At 68.0% G+C, this 22404-nt stretch carries 23 protein-coding genes; 12 read left to right on the top strand and 11 right to left on the bottom strand.

Features of this window, described 5'->3' with window-relative positions:
* Positions 1–6: 6 nt before the first annotated feature.
* From ACZ50N_RS06090 to glmS, 4 genes are all read right to left on the bottom strand, one after another.
* The gene (locus ACZ50N_RS06090) at positions 7–1392 is read right to left on the bottom strand and encodes a glutamate decarboxylase (protein ID WP_464474904.1); all 1386 of its coding nucleotides are present in this window, start codon (positions 1390–1392) and stop codon (positions 7–9) included.
* Positions 1393–1402: 10 nt separating this feature from the next.
* Positions 1403–2818, bottom strand: coding sequence for an NAD(P)H-hydrate dehydratase (locus ACZ50N_RS06085; protein WP_464474903.1), 1416 nt, complete (start codon positions 2816–2818; stop codon positions 1403–1405).
* 22 nt (positions 2819–2840) lie between these two features.
* Positions 2841–3212 carry an STAS domain-containing protein gene (locus ACZ50N_RS06080; RefSeq protein WP_046363958.1) on the bottom strand — a complete coding sequence of 124 codons (372 nt, stop codon included), beginning with the start codon at positions 3210–3212 and terminating at the stop codon, positions 2841–2843.
* Between the two features lie 246 nt (positions 3213–3458).
* Positions 3459–5324 carry a glutamine--fructose-6-phosphate transaminase (isomerizing) gene (glmS, locus tag ACZ50N_RS06075; protein WP_464474902.1) on the bottom strand — a complete coding sequence of 622 codons (1866 nt, stop codon included), beginning with the start codon at positions 5322–5324 and terminating at the stop codon, positions 3459–3461.
* A 55-nt stretch (positions 5325–5379) separates the two neighbouring features.
* Here glmS and ACZ50N_RS06070 point away from each other — a divergent pair, with 55 nt between their 5' ends.
* The 11 genes from ACZ50N_RS06070 to ACZ50N_RS06020 all read left to right on the top strand — a co-directional run bounded on the left by ACZ50N_RS06070 (position 5380) and on the right by ACZ50N_RS06020 (position 15215).
* Positions 5380–6234 (top strand): dienelactone hydrolase family protein, encoded by an 855-nt coding sequence (locus tag ACZ50N_RS06070; RefSeq protein WP_464474901.1) that lies wholly within the window; start codon positions 5380–5382, stop codon positions 6232–6234.
* A 36-nt stretch (positions 6235–6270) separates the two neighbouring features.
* Entirely contained in the window at positions 6271–7311 is a 1041-nt protein-coding gene (locus ACZ50N_RS06065; protein WP_464474900.1) for an LLM class F420-dependent oxidoreductase, read from the top strand.
* Positions 7312–7419: 108 nt separating this feature from the next.
* Positions 7420–8160, top strand: coding sequence for a GntR family transcriptional regulator (locus tag ACZ50N_RS06060; protein WP_046363962.1), 741 nt, complete (start codon positions 7420–7422; stop codon positions 8158–8160).
* Positions 8157–9194, top strand: coding sequence for an ABC transporter substrate-binding protein (locus ACZ50N_RS06055; RefSeq protein WP_464474899.1), 1038 nt, complete (start codon positions 8157–8159; stop codon positions 9192–9194). The genes ACZ50N_RS06060 and ACZ50N_RS06055 overlap by 4 nt, the downstream gene beginning before the upstream one ends.
* Complete coding sequence (locus ACZ50N_RS06050) at positions 9191–10027, top strand: ABC transporter permease (protein WP_464474898.1); 837 nt, start codon at positions 9191–9193, stop codon at positions 10025–10027. The genes ACZ50N_RS06055 and ACZ50N_RS06050 overlap by 4 nt, the downstream gene beginning before the upstream one ends.
* 1 nt (position 10028) lies before the next feature.
* Positions 10029–10856, top strand: a complete 828-nt coding sequence (locus tag ACZ50N_RS06045; RefSeq protein ID WP_277243956.1) for an ABC transporter permease — start codon at positions 10029–10031, stop codon at positions 10854–10856.
* Between the two features lie 48 nt (positions 10857–10904).
* Positions 10905–11669 (top strand): ABC transporter ATP-binding protein, encoded by a 765-nt coding sequence (locus ACZ50N_RS06040; RefSeq protein ID WP_464474897.1) that lies wholly within the window; start codon positions 10905–10907, stop codon positions 11667–11669.
* 42 nt (positions 11670–11711) lie between these two features.
* Positions 11712–13235 carry an aldehyde dehydrogenase gene (locus tag ACZ50N_RS06035; RefSeq protein WP_464474896.1) on the top strand — a complete coding sequence of 508 codons (1524 nt, stop codon included), beginning with the start codon at positions 11712–11714 and terminating at the stop codon, positions 13233–13235.
* On the top strand, positions 13235–13972 hold the full coding sequence (locus ACZ50N_RS06030) for an enoyl-CoA hydratase/isomerase family protein (RefSeq protein WP_082133013.1): 738 nt from the start codon (positions 13235–13237) through the stop codon (positions 13970–13972). The genes ACZ50N_RS06035 and ACZ50N_RS06030 overlap by 1 nt, the downstream gene beginning before the upstream one ends.
* A 10-nt stretch (positions 13973–13982) precedes the next feature.
* Positions 13983–14405: a PPOX class F420-dependent oxidoreductase gene (locus tag ACZ50N_RS06025; protein WP_048424671.1), complete on the top strand. Its 423-nt coding sequence runs from the start codon at positions 13983–13985 to the stop codon at positions 14403–14405.
* 24 nt (positions 14406–14429) lie between these two features.
* Positions 14430–15215 carry an SDR family NAD(P)-dependent oxidoreductase gene (locus ACZ50N_RS06020; protein ID WP_464474895.1) on the top strand — a complete coding sequence of 262 codons (786 nt, stop codon included), beginning with the start codon at positions 14430–14432 and terminating at the stop codon, positions 15213–15215.
* A gap of 1 nt (position 15216) precedes the next feature.
* Here the strand turns inward: ACZ50N_RS06020 and ACZ50N_RS06015 are convergent, their stop codons facing one another.
* Positions 15217–15792 carry a TetR/AcrR family transcriptional regulator gene (locus ACZ50N_RS06015; protein ID WP_046363969.1) on the bottom strand — a complete coding sequence of 192 codons (576 nt, stop codon included), beginning with the start codon at positions 15790–15792 and terminating at the stop codon, positions 15217–15219.
* Positions 15793–15836: 44 nt separating this feature from the next.
* Between ACZ50N_RS06015 and ACZ50N_RS06010 the strand changes: the two genes are divergently transcribed.
* Entirely contained in the window at positions 15837–16976 is a 1140-nt protein-coding gene (locus ACZ50N_RS06010; protein ID WP_048424673.1) for an acyl-CoA dehydrogenase family protein, read from the top strand.
* Here the strand turns inward: ACZ50N_RS06010 and ACZ50N_RS06005 are convergent.
* The 6 genes from ACZ50N_RS06005 to ACZ50N_RS05980 form a co-directional block, all read right to left on the bottom strand.
* Complete coding sequence (locus ACZ50N_RS06005) at positions 16954–18252, bottom strand: hypothetical protein (protein ID WP_464474894.1); 1299 nt, start codon at positions 18250–18252, stop codon at positions 16954–16956. The two genes, ACZ50N_RS06010 and ACZ50N_RS06005, sit on opposite strands and share 23 nt — an antisense overlap.
* Before the next feature lie 53 nt (positions 18253–18305).
* Positions 18306–18602: a DUF7162 family protein gene (locus tag ACZ50N_RS06000; protein WP_048424674.1), complete on the bottom strand. Its 297-nt coding sequence runs from the start codon at positions 18600–18602 to the stop codon at positions 18306–18308.
* A gap of 52 nt (positions 18603–18654) precedes the next feature.
* Positions 18655–19992 carry a phosphoglucosamine mutase gene (gene glmM, locus ACZ50N_RS05995; protein WP_464474893.1) on the bottom strand — a complete coding sequence of 446 codons (1338 nt, stop codon included), beginning with the start codon at positions 19990–19992 and terminating at the stop codon, positions 18655–18657.
* A 115-nt stretch (positions 19993–20107) separates the two neighbouring features.
* Positions 20108–20587: a 30S ribosomal protein S9 gene (rpsI, locus tag ACZ50N_RS05990; RefSeq protein WP_046363973.1), complete on the bottom strand. Its 480-nt coding sequence runs from the start codon at positions 20585–20587 to the stop codon at positions 20108–20110.
* Positions 20584–21027, bottom strand: coding sequence for a 50S ribosomal protein L13 (gene rplM / locus ACZ50N_RS05985; RefSeq protein WP_046363974.1), 444 nt, complete (start codon positions 21025–21027; stop codon positions 20584–20586). The genes rpsI and rplM overlap by 4 nt, the downstream gene beginning before the upstream one ends.
* A 171-nt stretch (positions 21028–21198) precedes the next feature.
* On the bottom strand, positions 21199–22341 hold the full coding sequence (locus tag ACZ50N_RS05980; RefSeq protein WP_464475596.1) for a haloacid dehalogenase-like hydrolase: 1143 nt from the start codon (positions 22339–22341) through the stop codon (positions 21199–21201).
* Between the last annotated feature and the right edge of the window lie 63 nt (positions 22342–22404).

The following is a 22404-nucleotide window of genomic DNA, read 5'->3' as shown; positions in this document are numbered from 1 at the left end:
CGCGGGTCAGTGGGCGAAGTGCGCCTCGTCGGAGAACCCGCCCACACCGGTCTTGTCGAGCTTGCCGAGCACCTCGACGATGTCGTCGCGCAGCGCACGGGCCAGGTTCGCAGAGAATCCCTCACGCACCACGATGCGCAGTACTGCGACGTCGGTGGCGTCGTCGGGCATCGTGTAGGCCGGCACCTGCCAGCCGTAGCTGCGCAGCAGCGCCGACACGTCGAACACCGTGTACTTGGTGCCCTTCACCAGCGTGAACGCCACGACCGGGATCGCCGATCCGTCGGAGATCACCTCGAAAACATCCATCCCGGCCAGCTCCCGCGCCAGCCACTGCGCGGTGTCCGACAGGCAGTGCATCACCGTGGTGTAGCCATCTCGGCCCAGCCGCAGGAAGTTGTAGTACTGCCCGACGACCTGGTTACCGGGCCGGGAGAAGTTCAGCGTGAACGTCGGCATGTCCCCGCCCAGGTAGTTGACCCGGAACACCAGCTCCTCGGGCAGATGCTCGGCGTTGCGCCACACCACGAAGCCGATGCCGGGATAGGTCAGCCCGTACTTGTGCCCGCTGACGTTGATCGACACCACTCGCGGCAGCCGGAAGTCCCACACCAGGTCCGGGTGCACGAACGGCACCACGAAGCCGCCGCTGGCCGCGTCGACGTGCACCGGGATGTCGAGGCCCTTCTCGGAGGCGAGCGAGTCGAGAGCCGCGCAGATGTCGCCGACGGGTTCCAGCTCGCCGGTGAACGTGGTGCCCAGGATCGCCACCACGCCGATGGTGTTCTCGTCGACGGCGTCGAGCACCTGCTCCGGGGTGATCACGTAGCGGCCGTGCTCCATCGGCAGGTAGCGCGCCTCCACGTCGAAGTAGCGGCTGAACTTCTCCCACACCACCTGGACGTTGGAGCCCATCACCAGATTCGGTGTACGGCCCTTCCAGTCCTGCCCGGCCGCCTCGAGCTTCTGACGCCACCGCCACTTGAGCGCCAGACCGGCGAGCATCACCGCCTCACTGGATCCGACCGTCGACACGCCGATCGCGCTGGACGGGTCGTCGTCGCGCAGGTCCTCGGCGTGGAACAGATCGGCGACCATGCAGACGCAACGCTGCTCGATCGCGGCGGTGACCGGATACTCGTCCTTGTCGATCATGTTCTTGTCGAACGTCTCCGACATCAGCCGTCCCGCTTCGGGATCCATCCACGTGGTGACGAAGGTGGCCAGGTTCAGGCGGGAGCTGCCGTCGAGCATCAGCTCGTCGTGGATGAAGCGATAGGTCTGTTCGGGCTCCATCGACTCGTCGGGCAGTCGCAGGGCCGGGATGGGCGAGGTGGACAGGCGGCCGCAGTACGCGGGGGTCAGCGAGGAGTGGCGCGAGACGTTGGGCATGTGATCCTTTCTAGAGGATCGAGCCGAGTGCCGTTCGCAGATGAGCGAGGATGCGCGATGACGACGTCGGTACCGGTGCCGGTCCGGGATCACGGGCGGCGAGGTCGGCGGCGCGGGCGTGCACGAACGCCCCCGCCGCGGCCGCCTCGACGGGCGGCAGTCCGGCGGCCAGCAGCGCCCCGATGACACCGGAGAGCACGTCGCCGGAGCCCGCGGTGGCCGCCCAGGCCTGACCTGCGACGTTGAGGTACACCGGGCCTCCGGGTTCGGCGACGACGGTCACGTTGCCTTTGAGCAGGACGGTGACTCCGAGCCGGTCGGCCAGCTCGCGGGTGGCCGCGACGCGATCGTCTCCCGGCGGTCCGCCGGCAAGGCGGGCGAACTCGCCGGCGTGCGGCGTCAGCACGGTCGGGGCTCGTCGGCCGGCGACCAGGTCGGGATGGGCGGCCAGAATCGTCAGCCCGTCGGCATCGACGAGCACCGGCAGGTCGGTGTCCAGCGCGAAGGCCAGCGCGGCCTCGCCGGCGGCGTCGGTACCCAGACCGGGGCCGACGACCCACGCCTGCACCCGTCCGGCGGTGGCGAAATCCGATGTCCCGATCACCTCCGGCCAATGCGAAACGACCTCGGCCGCAGCAGTTCCCGCGTAGCGCACCATGCCGGAGTGGGCTGCCACGGCGGCCCCGGTACACAGGATCGCCGCACCCGGATACGTCGCGGAGCCGGCCATCACGCCGGTCACACCCTGGGTGTACTTGTCGTCGGTGCGGCCGGGCACCGGCCAGCGGGCGGCAATGTCGGCGGCCTCGAAGCCGCGAATGTCCGCCTCGGGGAGGTCGAGGCCGATGTCGACGAGTTCGACACGGCCGCACGGCCCGAGAGCGTGCACCGGTTTGACGCCACCGAACGTCACCGTCATCGCCGCCGTGACGTGCGGACCGTCGGCGGTGCCGGTCGCGACGTCGACACCGCTGGGGATGTCGACGGCCACCACGGGCGCGTCGGTACTGGCGAACACCTCGGCGGCGGCGGGCCGCAGCGGCCCGCTGGCGCCGATGCCCACCACCCCGTCGATCACGAGATCGGTTGCGGTGGGCACCTTTTCGACGATCCGTCCGCCCGCCCGACGGAACGCGGCGAGCGCGGCCGGGTGCGCCCGGTCGGGGTTCAGCAGCACCGCTGACGCGCCGACACCGCGGCGGCGCAGGAACGTGGCGGCCCACAACGCGTCACCGCCGTTGTCCCCGGAGCCGACCACGGCACAGACGGTCTTTCCGGCCACGGACCCTGATTCGCGGCCCAGCTCGCGGATGATCGCGGTGGCCAGCCCGAACGCCGCCCGCCGCATCAACACGCCGTCGGGAAGCGACGCGAGTAGTGGTGCTTCGGCGTCGCGGATCTGCTGGGCGGAGTAGTAGTGCCGCATCGGCCCCACGGTACGTGGTGAGCTACTCCGGTTTCGTGCCGCTGAGCGCGTCGGGCAACGTCGGGTAGAGGTCGATGATCTCGTCGATGTTCATCATGCGCAACGGCCGTGCGGTCGCCGGCCCTTCGGCGACCACGCGCAGCGAGATGCCGGCGCGCTCGGTGAGCCGGTGGGTCTCGACCAGCATGCTGATGCCGGCCGAGGACAGGAAGCCCACTTTCGTGATGTCGACGATCAACATCTTCAGAGCACCAGAGAGGGCGACGTCGAGGTGAGTGCCCAGGGTAGGTGCGGTCAGTACGTCGAGATCGCCCTCGACGTGCAGGATGACCGTCGTGTCGTCGCGCTGCGGGCGGACCACGAAGCGGCCGCGTTGATGTTCGTGCACGTTCATCCTGTGCCCCCGAGGGTCGGACAGACACCAGCGCACAGTCACCGGGACCGTGGGGGTCTGTATCTCATGCGGCAGTGGGCCGCAGTGACGGGAAATTCCGTCGTACACCGGGCGCGTGGCACCGGCGGCCGCTGCTTGCAGAACGGCTGTTACTCGTTTATCGGCCCCGGGGAGGGCAGCGTTAACAGAGCGCCCTTAATTCTTCCTTAAATTGACACGAGAGTCATAATCGCGCTGGTCAGAAGGTTACTCGACGGTAACCGACTTCGCGAGGTTGCGCGGCTTGTCGACGTCGTAGCCGCGGGCCTGGGCCACTCCGGCGGAGAACAGCTGCATCGGGATGGTCGAGAGCAGCGGTTGCATCAGCGTGGAGACGGCCGGGATCTCGATCAGATGGTCGGCGTAGGGCGCCACGGTGTCGTCGCCCTCCTCGGCGATGACGATCGTGACCGCGCCGCGGGCCTGGATCTCGCGGATGTTCGACAGCAGCTTGGAGTGCAGCGTCGGAGAATTCTTCGGCGACGGCATGACCACGATGACCGGGAGATCGTCTTCGATCAGCGCGATCGGGCCGTGCTTGAGCTCACCGGCGGCAAAGCCCTCGGCATGCATGTAGGCCAGCTCCTTGAGCTTGAGCGCACCTTCGAGCGCCACCGGGTAGCCGACGTGGCGGCCCAGGAACAGCACCGTCTGCGCCGAGGCGAACCGCGTGGCCAGCGCAGAGACCGGCTCGCTGGTGGCCAGCACCCGCGAGATCAGCTCGGGCATGGCCTCCAGTTCGCGGTACTCGCGCGCCACCTCGTCGGGGTACTTGGTGCCGCGCGCCTGCGCGAGCGCGAGACCGACGAGATAGTTCGCCGCGATCTGGGCCAGGAACGTCTTGGTCGAGGCGACCCCGACCTCCGGGCCTGCGCGGGTGTAGAGCACCGCGTCGCATTCGCGCGGGATCTGGCTGCCGTTGGTGTTGCACACCGCCAGCACCTTGGCCTTCTGCTCCTTGGCGTGACGTACCGCCTCGAGCGTGTCCGCGGTCTCCCCGGACTGCGAGATCGCCACCACCAGGGTGTGGCTGTCCAGCACGGGATCGCGGTAGCGGAACTCGCTGGCCAGCTCGACCTCGACAGGCAGCCGGGTCCAGTGCTCGATCGCGTATTTGGCCAGCAGCCCGGAGTGATAGGCGGTGCCGCAGGCGACCACGAAGACCTTGTCGATGTCGCGCAGTTCCTGATCGGAGAGGCGCTGCTCGTCGAGCACGATGCGGTTGTCGGCGAAATGGCCCAGCAGCGTGTCGGACACCGCCGCGGGCTGTTCGGCGATCTCTTTGAGCATGAAGTAGTCGTAGCCGCCCTTCTCAGCGGCCGAGGTGTCCCAGTCGATGTGGAAGGCTTGGAAATCCTGGGTGTCGTTGCCGGCGAAGTCGGTGATCCGATAGCCGTCGGCAGTCACCACGACGGCCTGGTCCTGCCCGAGCTCGACCGCGTCGCGGGTGTGCTCGATGAACGCCGCGACATCGGAGCCGACGAACATCTCGCCATCCCCGACACCGACCACCAGCGGCGTGGACCGCCGGGCCGCCACGATCGTGCCCGGATCATCGGCGTGGGCGAACACCAGCGTGAAATGGCCCTCCAACCGGCGCAGCACCGCCAGCACCGAGGCCGGGAAGTCACCGGCGTGCTCGCCCGAGTCGTACTCGCGGGCGACCAGGTGCACGGCCACCTCGGTGTCGGTGTCGCTGGCGAACTCGACCCCGGCGGCTTCCAGCTCGGCGCGCAGGACCGAGAAGTTCTCGATGATGCCGTTGTGCACGACCGCGACCTTGCCGGTGGCGTCGCGATGCGGATGGGCGTTGCGGTCCGTCGGCCGGCCGTGCGTCGCCCAGCGGGTGTGTCCCAGACCCGTCGACCCGACCAGATCCTCGCTGCTCTGCTCGGCCAACGCGGACTCCAGGTTGGCCAACCGGCCCGCCTTGCGCTGCACCGTCAGCCCGCCGTGACCGTCGAGCAACGCCACTCCCGAGGAGTCGTACCCGCGGTACTCCATCCGCCGCAGCGCGTCGACGACGATCTCGCAGGCGGGGCGCTGCCCCACGTAGCCGACGATTCCACACATAGGCATCCAGGGTACGGCAGACGACACCGTCTGCCGGGTGGGATACGGTCGTCGGGTGGCCAGCACGAAGAAGCTCTTCAACGCGTTGACACGCCGCGGGCCGCACAAGGTTCTCTGCGGTGACCTGGCCTTTGCCGGTCTGCCCGGCATCGTCTACACCCCGGCGAGCGGGAAGAACCTGCCGGGCGTGGCGTTCGGCCACGACTGGATCACATCCGCCGAGCGGTACCGCGGAACGCTGGAGCACCTCGCGTCGTGGGGCATCGTCGCGGCGGCGCCCAACACCGAGACGTCGCTGGCGCCGTCGGTGCTGACGCTCGCCTACGACATGGGCACGGCGCTGGACATCATCGCCGGTGTGCGGCTCGGCGGCGGCGACATCAGCGTGCACCCCGGCAAGCTCGGCCTCGCCGGCCACGGATTCGGCGCCTCTGCGGCGGTGTTCGCCGCCGCAGGCATGCCGAACAAGCCCAGGGCTGTCGTCGCGGCCTACCCGTTGGTCAGCAGCCCGCCCGCCGAGAAGCCGGCCGCAGGACTGACGGTGCCGGGCCTGATCCTCACCGATCCCGGCGACCCGATGGCCCTGCGATCCAATGCCGTGGAACTGGCCCGCGCCTGGAAGCCGGCGACGCTGCGGACCACGTCGAAGACGAAGGCAGGCGGGCTGGTCGAAGGCAGGCGCCTCGCGACGGCCGTTGGGCTGCCCGGCGCCGACAAGAGCACCCAGCGGATCGTGCGGTCGCTGATGACGGGTTACTTCCTGCACATGCTCGCCAGCGAGAAGGACAAAGGCACTTATCGCGCCTTCGCCGATCCCGAGGCGGTACTGCCGAAGACCGAGCTGATGGATCCCTTCGCCGATGATCCGGTGGATCTGGAGAACAAGGTCGTCGCTCTTCTCAAACCCTGAGGCGCTCCTCAAACCCTGAGGCGGTAGAACTAGGCCATGCGCACAGGCATCTTTCTCAACTATGCGGGCGGGTTCCTCGAGGCGGTCGAAGAGGTCGTCGAACTCGAGAAGATCGGTGTCGGCATCGCGCTGGTGCCCGAGGCCTACTCCTATGACGCGATCAGCCAGTTGGGCTTCCTCGCCGCGCGCACCTCGCGGATCGAGCTCGGCACCGGGGTGGTGCCGATCTACACCCGCACCCCCGCCCTGATGGCGATGACCGCCGCCGGTCTGGACTACGTCTCCGACGGCAGATTCCGCCTGGGACTGGGTACCTCGGGCCCCCAGGTGGTCGAGGGGTTCCACGGTGTGCCGTTCGACGCGCCGCTCGGGCGCACCCGCGAGGTCGTCGAGATCTGCCGGCAGGTGTGGCGCCGCGAGCGTGTCAGCTACGAAGGCAAGCACTACCAGGTTCCGCTGCCGGCGGACCGTGGCACCGGCTTGGGTAAGCCGCTCAAGATCATCAATCAGCCTGTGCGTGAACGTATTCCGATCACCATCGCGGCGCTGGGGCCGAAGAACGTCGAGCTGACCGCGGAGATCGCCGAGGGCTGGCAGCCGGTGTTCTTCTATCCGGAGAAGGCCGACGACATCTGGGGTGAGGCACTGCGCGCCGGTGCGGCGCGACGAGACCCGGAATTGGGCCCGCTCGACGTGATGGTCAGCGCGAGCCTGGCGATCGGTGACGACGTCGACGACCGATTGGCTTGGGCGAAGCCGCAATTGGCGCTCTACATCGGCGGGATGGGCGCGCGCGGAAAGAACTTCTACCACAACCTCGCGACGCGCTACGGCTTCGGCGAGGTAGCCGATCACATCCAGGATCTGTACCTGGCAGGCAAGAAGGCCGAGGCGATCGACGCCGTGCCCGACGAGCTGGTGCGCAACGTGTCCCTGGTAGGGCCGCGCGGCTTCGTCGCCGAGCGGGTCGCGGCGTTCGCCGAGGCCGGCGTGACGACCCTGCTGGTGCATCCGCTCTCCGGCGACCGCCGCGAGTCCGTGGCGTTCGTGGAGGAATTGCAGCACCTTCTCCCCTGAGAGCCCCTCCCGTCGGAGTGTGACCGACACCGCTCCATCTGGCGATAGTGATTGACCTCACTCCAACTGCTGTATACAGTTATCAGCGTTGGTACACAAGGAGGTCAAATGGCATACCAAAATGCTGCTGGACGTGTCGCTGGGGAGCTGCGCGACGAAATCCTGCACGGTGACATCGCACCCGGTTCCCGGCTTTCACAACTGCGTCTGGCGGAGCGCTTCGGCGTCAGCCGCATCCCCGTGCGGGATGCGCTCCAGTTGTTGGCGGCCGAAGGACTCGTGAATCCGGCGTCCAACGCGACGGCGGTGGTGACCGGAATGTCGGTTCCCGAACTGCAGGAGCTCTACGAACTCCGTGAGGCCGTGGAACCGATGGCCACTCAGATCGCCGTGCCCAACGTCGGTCGAGCCGACATCCTGACCATGCGCCGGCACCTGGCGACGATGGAGCACAGCAACGATGCCCGTGCGTGGATCGTCGCGAACGCCGAGTTCCACGCCGCGGTCTACAAGCGCGCCAGTCGGCCCCGGACTGTCGAACTCGTCGAACAGCTGAGGCGGCTCACCGATCGCTATCTCTACGTTCATCTCGAGGTGATCGGCCAGACCGACCACCTGCACGCTGAGCACCTCGCGATCATGGCCGCCGTAGAAAGCGGCGACGCCGTGCGGGCAGCCCAGCTCACCCGCGAACACCTCGCCACGTCACACGACTACATCCTCACTTACCTTCTCGAAAACCCAACGGCAACAGGGGCAGACGAGATCATCAGCCTCCACGAGGCAGAGTCCGGACCCGCGTCGCAGGCAACGTCGCCTCGCGCACTAACGAAGGGAACCCACCAGTGAACGGTCTCGCACGACGGCTCTCGGCACTCATCCTGGTCGCCACCACGGCGGCGACCATGTCGGCCTGTGTGTCCCGGCCCAATCAGGCCAGCGGCGACGGCGGCGTCATCAGGTTCACCTTCGCTCCCGATCCCGTCTGGGACTACATCACCGACAAGGGAATCCTCGATGAGATGGAGGCCGAATCCGGCATCACCATCGAGGCATCCTCCACATGGGACGAGTTCGGCGTGTTCGCCGGCGGTCACGCCGACATCGTCTCCTCGGCCAGCTATGAGGTCCCTGTCATCGAAGAAGAGACCGGCCGCAACACCGTCGTCATCGGCAAATACAACATGGACCGCAGCGTCATCATCACCCGAGCCGACAATCCGGCGACCTCACTGGCCGATCTGAAGGGTCAGGACATCTCCGCCTTCACCGCGGTCTCCGCGACGCTGGTCTGGGGCGCCTACGCCAAGAAGATGCATGATGTCGACTTCCGTTCGGGCGGAGGCGATTACAACATCATCGTCGCCGATCCCCAACAGCAGGCCGACCTGGTGCAGCGCGGCGAGGTGGCCGCCTGCGTCTGCCTGCCCGAGTTCGCGACCCCGGGCCTGCGCAGCGGTGAACTCAAAGTCCTCTACGACGGCAAGGCATCGAAGGACATGTACGCCGACTTGGTGGTGCCCGGTCACGAGGGTCCGATGATCAACGTGTTCCTCGCCGGCGCAGAGTGGGCCCAGGAGAATCCCGAACAGGTCGAGTTCTTCCTGGATGTCTGGCAGCGGGGTCTGCAGGAGTGGGAAGCCAACAAGGCCACCATCATCGAAACTTACCCTCAGCACTTCGCAGTCGAGGCGCCCGAGGACGTCGAGTTCGTCCAGCAGTACGTCGACACCAACGACTGGTTCGTGCGCGACATCCGATTCGATCAACAGTGGGCTGGCGGTGAATCGCAGGTCTTCCCGCTGCTCAAGGAAACCGGCTTCATGGATCAGGGCCAGGCGCTGCCCAACTTCCGAGTCTCGCAAGGCGGCAACGGTTCATGACAGTCACCGCTGACGAACGCGACGCCACTGCGGTGGCGCCGCAGACCTCCGCCGCGGCGCCACCGAGCGCGCACCGGCGCAGGATCCGCCGCGGCGGGCTCGCTGCGATCGGCTACGCCGCGCTGATCGCCGTCTGGTCAGCCTGCTCCCTCCTGCTGTTCACCCCGTACGTCCTGCCGGCCCCGTGGACCGTCGGCGCCGAGATGTGGCACCTCGCCGCCGACGGCACAGCATTCGTCCAATTCGGCTCCAGCATCGTGAAAATCGCGCTCGGCTTCGCCATCGGCACCGTGGTCGGAGTGCCACTCGGCCTCGCGATGGGACGGTCGAGGTACCTGAACTACTTCTTCCAGCAGCCGCTGCTGGTGTTGGGGAACGTGCCCGGTCTGGCCTTTGCGGTGTTCGCCCTGATCCTCTTCGGTATCGGCGCGATCGGTCCCGTCGTCGTCGTCGCCTTCGTTGCGCTGCCCTACGTCGCACTCAACGTGGCACAGGGCGTCGAGGAGGTGGATCGCCGACTCGTCGACATGAGCGCCGTGTACGGACTCGGACGAGGCACCATCGTTCGCTCGGTGTTCCTACCGTCGATCATGCCGTTCCTGTTCGCCGCGCTGCGGTACGGGTTCGCGATGGCGTGGAAGGTCGAGGCACTCACGGAAGTCTTCGGCGGCCGCAGCGGCATCGGCTTCATGATCCGGCAGTCTTACCAGGAGTTCTCGGTCGCCGGCGTACTCGCGTGGACGGGCTTCTTCGTGCTGTTCATCCTGCTCATCGAGCGGGTGTTCCTGGCCGGTCTGGAACGGCGATTCTTCGCATGGAGAGGAGGTCGCTGACATGACCGCAACAACCGCGGAACACTCCACCACGACCACGGCACCGCGGCGTTCGTGGCTCACCGGGCCCTTCGGGGCGAGCGTGGCCGCAGCACTGCTGTTCGCACTGCTCTGGCAAGGCGTCGGCATGTTCCACGCGCGCATCCCCGGCCCGGCTCCGGTCCTCGCGGCGGCGATCAGAGAGGTGGAACGCGGCGAGTTCTTCTTCAACTTCCTGATCAGCATGCAGCGCTTCGGGATCGGCATGGCGATCTCGATCGTCGCGGGGGTGGCAATCGGCCTCGCCATCGGCTCATCGCGTCTGTTCGACGACATGTTCGGCGATGTCAACCTGGTCGGTCTCGCCATCCCGGCAGTGATCTGGGCGCTGCTGTGCGCGATGTGGTTCGGGTTCTCCGACACCGCCCCGATCCTGACCGTGGTGCTGTCGGCCATACCGTTCGTCGTCGTCAACGTCGCAGCTGGGGCGCGCTCCATTCCCCCTGCGTTGCTGGACATGTCGCAGTCCTACGGCGTCGCGCGGGCTCGCCGGCTACGCCATGTCGTCCTGCCCGCGGTCACCGGATACACCGTGGCAGGTATCCGATTCGGCGTGATGTCGGGCTGGAACGGTCTGCTGCTGTCCGAGTGGTTCGGCTCGGCCGACGGTGTCGGACACCAGGCACGCTACTGGTACGACGCCAATCAGTTGCCTGGCTTCGTCGCCTGGATTGCGTTCTTCATCCTGTTCATGGTCATCGCCGACAGGGTGGTTCTCGAGCGGCTGACGCGTCGTGCATTCCGTTGGCGCGATGGCGATTCCACACCATCCACCTCCATCGCCGCCTGATCCCACACCCAAAAAACCTGATCCCACACCCAAAAAAGGAGCCCTCCCATGGCTGAAGTAGTCGTCAGCAGATTGGTCAAGGTGTTCAGCACCCCGACCGGTCCGCAAACCGTCATCGATGGCATCGACTTCACGATTGCCGACCAATCATTCGTCTCGCTCGTCGGCCCGTCCGGCTGCGGCAAGACGACACTGCTGAACATCATCGCCGGCATCGAGTCCGCCTCCGGCGGATCAGTCACCATCGGGTCGTCCCAGCGGCCCGGCAAGCTCGCCTACGTGTTCCAGGAGCCGCGGCTCCTACCGTGGCGGTCGATCTTCGACAACCTGATGTACGTCCAGAAGGTCCGCGACGATGGCGCGAAAGAACGCGTACACGAGGCGCTTCAGCGTGTTGGGCTCGGCCACGCCGAAAAGAAGTGGCCCGGCCAACTGTCGGGCGGTCAGCAGCAGCGCGTCGGTATCGCCCGAGCACTGTCGGTGGAGCCTGACGTGCTGTTGATGGACGAACCGTTCAGCCACCTCGACGCAATCACCGCGCGCGGTTTGCGCGAGCACCTCCAGGAGTTGTGGGCGGCCACGCGCAAGACGGTCGTTTTCGTCACCCACGATGTTAGCGAAGCAGCCGAGCTGTCCGACCGAATCCTGATGCTCGCTCCGGGCGGGACGATCCACGAAGACATCGCCGTGGATCTCGCGCGGCCGCGCAAGGCCTCCGACGAGAAGGTAGCCGTCCTCGAGGCATCCATCCTCCGCCGGTTCGAAGACCTCGAGGCCACGGCCAGAGCCGTCCGCTCCCCAGTCCCCGCCTGACTTCCCGACGACAGAAGAGATCACGTCATGCCAGAACAGTCCATGTCCGCGACTTCGACTCTGTTGGGCACCAACGGTGAATCCGCGCACGCGCTGCTGATCCACGGCGAACGCCGACCCGGTCGAGGTGACCTGCTCGATATCGTCAACCCTGCCACAGCGAAGGTTTTCGCCCGCTGTCACAACGCCAGTGCAGAAGACACCGACGACGCCGTCGCTTCGGCCCGGGCGGCATTCGAATCCGGTGTCTGGTCGAAGATGCCGATCCATCAGCGTGCCCGCATCCTCAACCGCTTGGGCGATCTCCTCGAGCGCGACATGGACGAGCTGTACCGCTTGGAAACCGTGAACAACGGCAGACCGATCACCGAGACCAAGGCCCAGATCACTCGGCTTCCGGAGTGGTACCGGTACAACGCGGCGCTCCTGCTCGCCTCGCGCGACGCCGTGGTGCCCATGTCAGGCGAATACCATTCCTACACTTCACGCTTCCCGATCGGCGTCGTCGCGACACTGTCATCGTTCAACCACCCCTTGATGATTGCGTCGAAGAGCGTCGCGCCGGCGCTGGCCACCGGCAACAGCGTGGTTCTCAAACCATCCGAGCAGACACCGCTGACCGCCCTGCTGGTGGGGGCGCTGGCACTCGAGGCCGGGCTGCCGCCGGGCGTGCTCAACGTGGTGCCGGGCCTCGGACCGGTGACCGGGGCACGACTGGCCGAGCATCCGCAGGTGAACAAGGTGGTGTTCACCGGTGGTACCGAGGTGGGCCGATCGATCTCCGTGGCAACCGCGCACCGCTTCGCGAAGTCGACTGTCGAATTGGGTGGCAAATCACCGGTCCTGGTCTTCGACGACGTCCCAGTCGATGTCGCCGCCCGTGGTACGGCATTCGGTGGGTTCATCGGGGCGGGCCAGACGTGCATCGCCGGCACGCGGATCATCGTCCAGGACACCATTTACGACGAGTTCGTAGCGGCGCTCGTCGATCAGGCCGAGCGCATACGGATCGGTGATCCGAGTCTCCCCACCACGCAGCTGGGGCCAGTGATCTCAGATCGCGCCCGCAGGCGCATCCTCGACTACGTCGACATCGGTCGGACGGAGGGCGCAACCGTGGCCACCGGCGGCTACTCTCCCGAGATCCCGGGACTTAAAGGCTTTTTCGTTGCACCCACGGTCCTCGCGGGGGTACACAACCAGATGCGCGTCGCTCGCGAGGAGATCTTCGGACCAGTGGTCGTCGTGATTCCGTTCCGGGACGAGGCGGATGCCATCGCCATCGCCAACGACTCCGCGTACGGGCTCGGTTCATCGATCTGGACCCGCGACGTAGCCCGCGCGCACCGCGTCGCGGCCAAGCTCGAACAGGGCATCGTCTGGGTGAACGACCATCACCGGCTGGACCCCTGCTCGCCATGGGGTGGTGTGCGTGACAGCGGGCACGGCCGCGAAGGAGGAACGGAGTCGTTCGATGACTTCACCCACGTCCGCGCGGTCACAGTACGGACGGCGGACAGCGACGTGGACTGGTATGGCGGCGTAGCACTCGAGAGGCTCAACTGATGACGACCTTCGCGGAACTCCCTGTGGCAGAGGGCTTGTCACTCACCCAAGACGGCGACGTGCTGACGGCGCTCATCGACGCCCCGGACGGCAACCTCATCACGATGGACATGTGTGACGCCCTGGCCGCGGTGCTGCGCAAGCCGCCCGCGGGTGCACACATCCTGGTGCTGACCGCTGCCGGTGACCACTTCTGTCTCGGTCGCGAGCGCACCGCGGCGACGCCGGACGACCTCCCACTCGAGGTCGCCCGACTCATGGCCGTCAACGAGGCGCTCGCCGAGACGACCCTGGTGACGGTCGCCAGAGTGCACGGCGACGCCGGCGGCTTCGGTGTCGGCTTGGCGGCGCTGTGCGACGTGGCGGTAGCGACCCGGGCTGCCCGTCTGTACTTCCCCGAGGTGCGCATCGACCTGGCGCCTGCGCTCGTCCTCGCGTGGCTTCCGGCCATGATCGGGCGGCGTGAAGCCTTCTGGCTGACAGCAACCGGCGAGGCGGTGTCCGGTGAGAACGCCGTTCGCATCGGTCTGCTGAACGAGGTCGTCGACGACGTCGACCTGCTCGATCAAGCGGTCTCGCAGCGGGTGGAGTCGCTGCGGCGCGCCGCGCCGCGGGTGCACACCGACATCCGCCGGATGCTTCGATCGGTGGAATCCCTCACCCCGACGCAAGCCTATGAGCTGGCCTCGGATCGGCTGGTTCTCGGATCTCTTCGCCGGTCACATCGACGGACCTAATCTGGACGTCATGACCGAGTTGACCGAGGACGTCATCGCGTTCCTGTCCGAAGGCACCCGCACGGCCAAGCTGGGGTACGTCGCCGCCGACGGCCGGCCGCTCGTCGCGCCCGTGTGGTTCGTCGTCGACGGCGGACAGCTCGTGTTCAACACCGGTAGGGACACGGCCAAGGGTCGAGCGCTGGCCCGCGACCCGCGCGTGGTGCTGTGCTGCGACGACGATCGGCCGCCGTTCTCCTTCGTTCAGGTGCAGGGCACCGCGACGACCAGTGAGGATCTCGACGAGGTACGCGCCTTCGCCACCCGCATCGGCGGGCGGTACATGGGAGCCGAGCGCGCCGAAGAGTTCGGCCGACGCAACGGCGTGCCGGGCGAACTGCTGGTCCGTGTCACCCCGACGAAGGTTTTGAAGGCATTCGACCTGGCGGACTGACTGCGCTCTGGCAGAGTGCCCAGCATGCGGATCGAGCTGACTGACAAGATCGCCGTCGTCACAGGAGCGAGCAAAGGCATCGGGCTCGCGATCAGCCAAGCGTTCGCGGAAGCGGGCGCCTTCGTCGTCGCGGGGGCTCGCACGAACAGTCCCGGGCTCGAAGCGCTCGAGGCGAACGGCTCCGCGATGTTCGTCGCCGCGGATCTGTCGACCGCGGACGGCCCCAAGGCGCTCGTGGCGGCGGCCGCCGAGCGCGGCGGCGTCGACATCCTGGTCAACAACGCCGGCGCCGTCATCCCACGATTCGCCGGTTCGCAGTCGGTCACCGACGACGACTGGACGGCCTCGTGGTCGCTCAATTTCCTGTCGGCGGTGCGCACGACGCGCGAAGCCATCCCCCTTCTGCTGGCACGTGGCGGCGGCGCGATCGTGATGATCGGTTCGGTCAACGCGACGCTGCCCGAGTGGAACATCATCGACTACAGCGCCACCAAGGCCGCGATGGCCAACTACGCGAAGAGTCTGTCGAAAGAGTTCGGCCCCAAGGGCATTCGCGTCAACACCATCAGCCCCGGACCGGTCGCCACCGGTCTGTGGCTCGCCGACGACGGGGTCGCAGCCCAATTCGCCTCCGCCAGTGGCGGTTCACCCGATCAGGTGGTGGACGCCGTCGCCGCCGGCGCAGCCACGGGGCGATTCACCACACCGCAAGAGGTGGCAGATCTGACGCTCTTCCTCGCCGGCGATCGCGCCACCAACATCACCGGCGCCGACGTCCGCATCGACGGCGGTTACGTCACGACGATCTGACTCAGGCCTGGATCCCGCCGGTGACGATCGCGGCGAGCTCGCGGTAGGCCGCCGCATCCTCGAGACCGGTGCGGTCGCGCACCGCGCGTTGTTGGATGCGCACCATCATCGTCGCGACGACCTCGGCGGCGAACGCGGCGTGCACATCGCGGAACTCCCCCGCCGCCACCCCGGCCGCGATCAGCTCCTGCACGCGACGCGCCGCGATGCGGGTGTTCTGTTCGTAGATGGCGCGCGCCGGAGCGAACGCATCGAGGTCGGCCATGAACCGATCTGACGCCGGATCGAGCGCCTCGCCCACTGTCTGCAGGTAGGCGGTCACCCGCTCGCGGGCGCCGTCGGACGCCGCGACCCGCTCTTCGACCGTCTGCGTCGCCGTGCGGAAGAAATGCTTGGTAGCCGCCGTGACCAGCTGTTCCTTGCTGGCGGCCAGCGTGTAAAGCGTGGATTTCGAGCAGCGCAGCCGTGCCGCGATCTCGTCGAGCGTCAGATGCGCGAACCCCTCGGTCAGGAACAGCGCGACCAGCGCGTCGAAGAGCTCCGTGCGCCGGCGGGTGGCGAAAGCAGGCGTGCTCATTGCCTCGATAGTACTGCAGACAACCCTGTAGTACTGTCCGAAGTATGCCAGTGGATCGCCTTTTACCCACCGACGAGGCCCACGAACTCATCGAGCTCGCGCGCACCATCGCAGACAAGGTGCTCGACCCCGTCGTCGACCAGCACGAGAAGGACGAAAGCTACCCCGACGGTGTGTTCACCACGCTCGGCGAGGCGGGGCTGCTCAGCCTGCCCTACCCCGAGGAATGGGGCGGCGGCGGTCAGCCCTATGAGGTCTACCTGCAGGTGCTCGAGGAACTCGCGGCGCGGTGGGCGGCAGTGGCAGTCGCGGTCAGCGTGCACGGGCTCTCCTGTCACCCGCTGATGACGTTCGGCTCCGACGAACAGCGCTCGCGCTGGCTGCCCGACATGCTCGGCGGATCGACGATCGGCGCCTACAGCCTCTCCGAACCGCAGGCGGGCTCGGATGCCGCTGCGCTCACCTGCCGGGCGTCCGCCGCGGACGGTGGCTACCGCATCACCGGCGAGAAAGCATGGATCACCCACGGCGGTGTCGCCGACTTCTACACGCTGTTCGCCCGCACCGGCGAAGGGTCACAGGGCATTTCGTGCTTCCTGGTGCCGGGCGATCTCGACGGCCTGACATTCGGGCGGCCCGAGGAGAAGATGGGCCTGCACGCCGTACCCACCACCGCGGCCCACTACGACGGGGCGTTCCTCGAGGAGCAGCGGCGGATCGGTGCCGAAGGTCAAGGTCTACAGATCGCCTTCAGTGCGCTGGACGCCGGGCGGCTCGGCATCGCAGCCGTCGCCGTGGGGCTGGCCCAAGCGGCACTCGACGCGGCGGTCGCCTACAGCCAGGAACGAACGACGTTCGGCCGCAGGATCATCGACCACCAGGGTCTGGCATTCCTGCTCGCCGACATGGCTGCCGCAGTCGACTCGGCGCGCGCCACCTACCTCGACGCGGCCCGGCGCCGCGACGCCGGGCTGACCTATTCGCGTCAGGCATCGGTGGCCAAGTTGGTCGCGACCGATGCGGCGATGAAGGTCACCACCGACGCCGTCCAGGTGCTCGGCGGCGCGGGATACACCCGCGACTACCGGGTCGAGCGGTTCATGCGCGAGGCGAAGATCACCCAGATCTTCGAGGGCACCAACCAGATTCAGCGACTCGTCATCAGCCGCCACCTGTCTCGGTAACCGGCGGCGGGCCGACCTGCGGCACCTCGTCGGCGGCGATCTCGCAGGGGGTGCGCTCCTCGGTCGGTGGTGGCGGGGGTAGCGGTTCAGCCGGTGGCGGTGGCGGCGTGGGTTCCGGCGGCACGACAGCCTCTGGTTCGGGCTCCTCCGAAACCGCCTCGGCGACAGGCTCGTCGGTGGCAGATTCTTCGGTGGCAGATTCTTCGGTGGCAGGTTCTTCGGTGATCGGCTCGTTGGATTGCTCCTCCGACTCCTCGTCCTCTGACTTCTCCTCGTCCTCGGGCTCGTCGTCGAGCTCGGGTGGTTCGAGGTCGGCCGGCGGGTCGACGGCATCGCCGACGATGCCGTCTCCCGCTCCGCCACCCAGCAGCCCGCCCAGCGCATCGGCGAACCGCTGCCCTACCTGGGGGAAGGCTCCGCCGCCACCGAGATCCGACAGTGGCGCGGCCGACGGTGTGAGGGGCGCGAGCGCCGCTTCGGACAGAGGCGCAGGCGGCGCGGCGGCAGGTGAAGGCGGCGCCGTCCAGGCCGCCGGCGCTGTCGGCGCGAGCGCAGGTGCGGGTGCGGGTGCGGGTGCGGAGACAGCGACAGGAGATGGCGCAGCAGGAACAGACGACGCGACCGGGGCGCTCGGTGCGCTCGGGCCGAGGGCGCCAGGAATCTCGAACACCGCCGGCGGGCGTCCCATGATCTCGGCGGTGGCGGTGCGGTAGGTCTCGGCCACAGTCGCGCCGGTGGCCTGCATCGCGGTCAGCCACTCCGCACCGATCCGGTTCTGCACGAACGGCTTCACTGCGCCGTCCACCAATTCGGCTGCGGCGGCGCGATCCCCGGCCCCGGTGGTCACAGTCGTGGCGGCAGCCAGCCACTGCTCCCGGGCGGCACCGGCTTCGGCCTCGATGGCCACCGTTGTCTCGACCTTGGAATCCACGGCGCGCCAGAGTTGCTCGAGCGTGCGCTGGAGCGCAGCGGCTGCGGCGGTCAGAGCGTCGGCGACCGCCGCAGCCGCCACACCGTGGCGGTGCAGGAACTGCCGCGCCGCCTGCGCACCCGATCCCTGCCAGGCCTCCGACAGCATCCCGGCCTGATCCTCGTGCACGGTCAGCGCCTCCCGCGTCGCCCGTACCGCTGCGTCTACAGCAGCGCAGTCACGCTGTAGCACAACGAGATCCATACCGTCCTCGGTGCCGTACCAGTCGCGCATCTGACCCGGGTGCAGCGTCAGGTCGGGGTCTGCGAACCCCACCTGGTGAGCCGCCCACACATACTCCGCCATGGTCTCGACAGGCGGGCGACCCTGTCCAAGCCGGCCCGGAACGTCGTAGGCCACTACCCCACCCGTCCGGCAGCGCGCTCGTCGGCGTCGATGTACCGGTCGATCGAGACGTCCAGGGCCGACGCGATCTCTCCTGCCGCGCGGGACCACTGCGCCACCGAGGTCGTCAGGTCACGCAGCGCGGTCTGCAGCGCCTCACCGTGCGCGACATACGCCCGTCCGGCCGTCGAACCACCGAACGCCAACTGCTGCAAATGATCTCGTACCGAACGGTCGACGATCTCGGCGACCCGCTCATACTCCCTCGCGACGGCGCGCAGCGCACCCACGTCCACGCCTGTGCTCCCCATACCTCATTGGACGCACGAGGAGCCGCCGCGGTTCCCCCGCCGATCGGTGAGGTCAGGACTCGGCGCTGACCGACTGAGCGACACGCGCCGCCATCTGGCGCGCGGTGTCCTCGTCGGCGGCTTCCACCATCACCCGCACCACCTGCTCGGTTCCCGAGGGACGCAACAGGATTCGGCCGGTGTCACCGAGCTCCGCCTCCACCTCGGCGACAGTGTCACGCACCGAGGGAGCATCCGCGACAGTCGCCTTGTCGGCCACCGCGACGTTGATCAGCACCTGGGGCAGCGTCTGCATCGGCGCCGCGAGATCGGCCAGGCTACGGCCGGTCTGCGCCATCCGGGCCATCAGCAGCAGCCCGGTCACGATCCCGTCGCCGGTGGTGCCGAAGGCCGGCAGCACGACATGCCCGGACTGCTCCCCGCCGAGGGCATAGGCCCCGGCGCGCAGTTCCTCGAGGACGTACCGGTCCCCCACCCCGGTGGTGCGCACCTCGATACCGGCCTCGCGCATCGCCAGATGCAGGCCCATGTTGCTCATCACCGTCGCGACCAGCGTATTGCGGGTCAGCTCCGCGGATTCCTGCATGGCCAGGGCCAGCACCACCATGATCGCGTCACCGTCGATGGTGCGCCCGTGCGCGTCGACGGCCAGACAGCGGTCGGCATCCCCGTCGTGAGCGAGCCCCAGGTCCGCACCGTAGGACACCACAGCCGACCGCAGCGATTCCATGTGGGTGGAGCCGCAGCCGTCGTTGATGTTCAACCCGTCCGGCTTGGCGTTGATCGGGATCACGTTGGCGCCGGCGGCCCGATACGCCAGTGGCGCGGCCACCGAGGCGGCGCCGTGCGCGCAGTCCACGACGACGGTCAGCCCGTCGAGTCGGGTCCGCGCCGCCGTCTCGACGTGGCGCACATAGCGCTCGAGAGCATCGTCGGCGTCGAGCACGCGGCCCACACCGGCGCCCGTCGGCCGCTCGCCGGGACCCTGGCGGACCAATTCCTCGATGCGGTCCTCGGCGTCGTCGCCCAGCTTGTGCCCGCCGGGACCGAAGATCTTGATGCCGTTGTCCGGCATCGGGTTGTGGGATGCGGAGATCATCACGCCGAAGTCGGCGTCGTACGCGGCGGTCAGATAGGCGACCGCAGGGGTCGGCAACACCCCGACGCGTAGCGCGTCGACGCCCTCGCTGGTCACGCCGGCGATCACCGCGGCCTCCAACATCTCGCCGCTGGCCCGGGGATCGCGCCCCACGACGGCCAACCGCCGGCCCGCGGTGGCCGCTCTGGTCAACCGCCGCGCCGCCGCCGCACCCAGCGCGAGCGCCAGCTCGGCGGTCAAATCCTGGTTGGCGACGCCGCGCACTCCGTCGGTGCCGAACAGTCGAGCCATGGTGACAACCTCTCACGGGATTCTGCGAGCACCCTAATGCCCGCAGCACGCTCACAGGGCAAAGACAGGCGCCCGGCCGCTCCGAAGAGCAACCGGGCGCCTGCGTGTGGACTGATCAGCGCTTGCTGTACTGAGGCGCCTTGCGGGCCTTCTTCAGACCGTACTTCTTGCGCTCGATGGCACGCGGGTCACGCGTGAGGAAGCCGGCCTTCTTCAGCGCGGGCCGGTCCTCCGGCTGCACGATGATGAGCGCACGGGCGATGGCCAGGCGCAGCGCGCCGGCCTGACCCGAGGGGCCGCCACCATCGAGGTGGGCGTAGATGTCGAACTGCTCGACCCGGTCCACGGTCACCAACGGAGCCTTGATCAGCTGCTGGTGCACCTTGTTCGGGAAGTAGTTCTCCAGCGTGCGGCCGTCCAAGTGGAACTGGCCGGTGCCGGGCACCAGGCGGACGCGCACGACGGCCTCCTTGCGGCGGCCGACGGTCTGGATCGGACGGTCGATGACGACGGGCTCACGAGGGGCCTCGTCGGCCTCGGCGTAGGCGGGCTCGACAGCCTCGACGCTCTCGGTCGTGTACTCGGGTTCGGTCACTGGGCCACCTGCTTGATCTCGAACGGAATCGGCTGCTGCGCGGCGTGGGGATGGTTCGGGCCGGCGTACACCTTCAGCTTCTTCTGCACCTGACGGCTCAGCTTGGTGTGCGGCAGCATGCCGACGATCGCGTTCTCCACGACCCGGGTCGGGTGCTTGAGCAGCAGTTCGCCGATGGAGCGCTTGCGCAGGCCGCCGGGATACCCCGAGTGGCGGTAGGCGAACTTCTTGGTCAGTTTGTCGCCGCTGATGGCGACCTTGTCGGCGTTGATGACGATGACGAAGTCACCGCCGTCGACATTCGGCGTGAACGTCGGCTTGTGCTTGCCGCGCAGCAGCTTGGCTGCTTCGACGGCGAGCCGGCCGAGTACCACGTCCTGGGCGTCGATGACGTACCACGAGCGTGTGGTGTCACCCGCCTTCGGCGTGTACGTAGACACAGCGCTACCTCTGCTTCTTTCTCGGGTGGATCCCGGGGGTTCCGGGTGCCGGTCAGGCGTACGCTTTCGCATTCACGCTCACACCTGCCTCGGCGACCGACGGAGACCCGAGGTACACGACAAGCGCAGCGCACGCCAACGAGGCAGCCTACCGGGGCGTGTCCCCGCAGGTCAAAACACGCTGTCGGCCTGATCGGGGACGAGGCTGCCGTCCGCCCGACGCAGCGGCCCGTCGCCGCCGCCGGGCTCGACGTAGCCCTCGGTCGCGCAGGCGTAGGGCTCGGCCTGGCCTTCGGGCTCGATGAACATCGGGTTGACGATCCAGCGACCGTCGGCGTCGTCGTAGGCCCGGCACATCAGCTCGGTCTTGTTGCGGTTGATCGCCAGGCGCAGAGCGGTCGCGTCGGAGAGGAAGCTGACGTCGGTGTCCGAGTCCCCCGCGCCGAACGCGGCCCGGCGCGGCGGGGCGGCCACGTCGTAGGCGGCCGGACCCGACATGGCGAAGACCTCCTCGTTGACGCGGCAGCGTTTGCCGTCGATGTAGGGGATGGAGACCGATCCGCCGCACGGCACCAACCGGGAGGTGACGACGTCGCCGTCTCGCTCGGTGCGCACACCCATCACCTTGGCGGCCGGGATGCCGAGATCGGCCGCCCACACCCGGACGACGGGCTCAGCCGAGGCGGAGATGATGCGCACGTCGAAACCGTTGGCCTGCAACGCCCCGATGAGATCGCGCATCTGCGGGTAGTAGCGCACCCAGCCGGTCTGCTCGGTGCTGCCGACCTTCTGCTCGGTGCCCTCGGGCGCCGCCAGGTTCTCCTGTCGTGCCTGCTCGGCGAACCCGGCGAGCTCCGGCTCCGGCCACCCCGCCAGCAGCTGCGCGGCCCAGGCGTACGCGGGTTCCATCCGGCGCGCATCGAAGCCCGCGAAGGCGGGGTCTTTCGCGGTGGTCTCGGCGTCGCCGTACACCGAGACCAGCTCGTCCGCACAGGCCACGTCGGTGTCGGTGGGCAGCGGCTGACCAGGGGTGCCGGCCGCACACGCCCGCGACAACGCCGCGGCGGCGGCCGGGGTGAGGTATGAGCTGGTGGCGGCCCAGTCCGCGGGGGCGCGCAGCTTGCCGTTGCGCACCATCCAGAAGAAGGTGGCGTCGCCGATGTCGTTCTTGACGACGGTGTTGTCCCAGTCGAACAGCGCCAGCGGGGCCCCGGTTGCCACGTCACCCGCCCCGCCACACGTGCCCAGCTCGGCCATCATCGCGTCGATGCGCTCCCGGTTGTCGCCGTACCAGCCGGGGTCGGCAGCGAGCATCCGGCAGGCCGGTGCCGCGGAGGCCTGCGGGATCTCCGGCACGACGAGAGCCGTCAGCGTCAG

The sequence above is a fragment of the Mycolicibacterium obuense genome, assembly GCF_055397605.1.
Note: the sequence above shows the minus strand (reverse complement) of the source record. Positions and strands in the feature narration are given on the sequence as shown.